Raw genomic sequence first — 2,494 nt, forward strand, 5'->3', positions numbered from 1 at the left:
TGTCAATCGGCGTCGTAACGGGACCCCTTATCGGCTCCCAAAAGGGACCCCTGCCTCTAGTTGCATCGGGTCAGCGCGCGTAGGCCCGGGGCTCTCCATTTAGCGCAAGGGCCTGCGGGCGCGGGTTATTTGTCTTTTCGGCTTTAGCTTTGAGAGCGGTTTTTAAAGCGCCAGGATTCGTTCCCGGTTTCCACGATCTCGCAATGGTGGGTGAGCCTGTCGAGCAGAGCGGCGGTCATCTTGGCGTCGCCGAATACGGCCGGCCACTCGCCGAAGGCCAGGTTCGTCGTGACGATGATGGACGTCCGCTCGTAGAGCCTGCTGATGAGGTGGAAGAGGAGCTGGCCGCCCGCCTGGGCAAATGGGAGATAGCCCAGTTCGTCCATGATGACGAAGTCGAGCCTGGTGATGAAGTCGGCCAGCCGTCCCTGTTTGCCGCTACGTGCCTCCGTCTCGAGCCGATTGACGAGGTCGACGACGTTGAAGAAGCGGCCGCGTGCGCCATTGCGGATCAGAGCACGAGCAAGGGCGATGGACAGGTGAGACTTTCCCGTGCCGGTTCCGCCGACCAGAACGATATTGTGCTGCTCGGCGAGGAAGGCCCCGGTTGCGAGTTGGCGCACCAGGCCTTCGTTGACCGGCGTGTCGGTGAAGTCGAAGTCGTCGATGTCCTTGGCCAGCGGCAGCTTGGCGACGGTGATTTGGTATTTGATGGAGCGCGCTTGCTTCTCGGCGATCTCCGACTGAAGCAGGTCACCGACGATGCGCGGCGGTTCGTGCTGTCGCTTGATGCCGGAGGCCATGATCTCGTCATAGGCGCTACGCATGCCGAACAGCTTCAGCGTGCCCATCATGTCGAGGATTTGGGATCGTTCCATATCAGCTTGCCCTCCTCAGGCTGTCGTAACGGGCGCAGTCGGCCAGAGGCTCATGGGTCAGGCGAAGCGCATCGGGGATGGAAAGGATGGCGGCCGGCTGCGGATCACGCTTGCGGGCCAGAATGTTGATGATGACGGCGGCCGAGAACACGCCCTGATCGATCGCCTCCTGGCAGGCCGCTTCGACGGCGGGGAGCCCGTCCAGGCCCACGCATTCGAGGATCGACACCATCTGCCGGTCGCCGTCATGCATTGCCTTCAGCCGGCGGCGCACCTTCTCCATGGCGGCGGGCAAAACCCAGTCGTGGAACGGCGCACCGTTGCGCAGTGCTCCCGGTTTGCGGGTCAGGACCGGCACGTAATGCCAGGGATTATAGATCGTCTCGCCACGGCCGAAGCAGCGATCGTGTTGGCCGATTTCCACGCCATCCTGCCGGATGACGATGCGATCTGCATAGGCATGTATCTCGGCAGGGCGGCCGACTGCCGTAGACAGTACCGAGTATTTGTTGTTGTCGAAACGCACGAGGCAGGTCTTGCCGATCGAGGCCTGCACAGCGTGGAAGCCGTCGAATTTGCCGGGATAGCCGACCAGGTGCGGCCGCTCCGCATCGAACACCTCCCAGATCGTGCGCTCCGTCTGATCGACGTGCTTATGAGCGCGGGCGTAACTGATGCACTTGTCCAGCAACCAGCCATTCAGTTCATCGTAGGATTTGAAGCGCAGTCGCGGCGTGAAGAAGCGTTCGCGCACCAGATTGACCTGGTTCTCGACCTGGCCCTTCTCCCACCCCGACGCCGGCGTGCAGGCCACCGGTTCGATCAGGTAATGGCTGCACATCTGTAGGAAGCGGCGATTGTATTGCCGTTCCTTGCCGACGAAGACCGTCTCCACCGCGGTCTTCATATTATCATAGATGCCGCGCGTGCAGGCCCCGCCGAAGAAAGCGAACGCCCTGTCATGGGCGTCGAAGACCATCTCTTGCGTCTCGCGCGGATAGGCTCTCACATACATCATCCGGCTGTGGCAGAGCCGGATATGCGCAACCTTCACCGTCGTCGTCACGCCGTTCAGCACGACAATCTCGTGGCTCCAGTCGAACTGGTAGGCCTCGCCCGGCGCGTAATAGAGCGGCACATAGGCTTGCGCCGTCACGGACCCGCGCTCCTTCGCCCATGTTCGGGCGTAACGCCGGACTGTGTCGTAACCGCCCTCGTAGCCGAGGTCGCGCAAGTCCTCGAATATCCGGATCAGTGTCAGCCGTTCGCGAGAAGATTTGGCCTCATTGGCGAGGAGCATTCCATCGAGCTGACCGCGCCAGGGGCCGAGCTTCGGCTGAGGTTGACGGGTCCGTTCGTATTTGAACTCCGTCTCATCGGTGCGCAAAACCTTCCGCACCACTTTCCGCGATATGCCCAACTCCCGGCAGATCGCCTTGATCGACTTGCCCTGAACATGGGCTAGCCGCCGTATCTTCAGAATTGTTTCCACAATAAGCATCCGAACAAAAAGCCTCCGATGAAACCGGAGGCTGTTGTAACCCCATTGCAAATGGGGGTCCCGTTTGGACGCCGATCACCCCATGTGCGGGGTCCTTATTCCATGCCTAATCACA

The 2,494-nt window shown here is 61.1% G+C and carries 2 protein-coding genes; both read right to left on the reverse strand.

Annotation, left to right across the window (positions count from 1 at the left end):
* Positions 1-143: 143 nt before the first annotated feature.
* Entirely contained in the window at positions 144-878 is a 735-nt protein-coding gene (gene istB, locus OK142_RS25110) for an IS21-like element helper ATPase IstB (protein ID WP_003501246.1), read from the reverse strand.
* Position 879: 1 nt separating this feature from the next.
* A complete protein-coding gene (istA, locus tag OK142_RS25115; RefSeq protein WP_052821263.1) occupies positions 880-2,379 on the reverse strand; it encodes an IS21 family transposase in 1,500 nt (499 codons plus the stop codon).
* Between the last annotated feature and the right edge of the window lie 115 nt (positions 2,380-2,494).

This window comes from Agrobacterium sp. BT-220-3 (genome assembly GCF_025910175.1).
Lineage (GTDB): Bacteria > Pseudomonadota > Alphaproteobacteria > Rhizobiales > Rhizobiaceae > Agrobacterium > Agrobacterium oryzihabitans.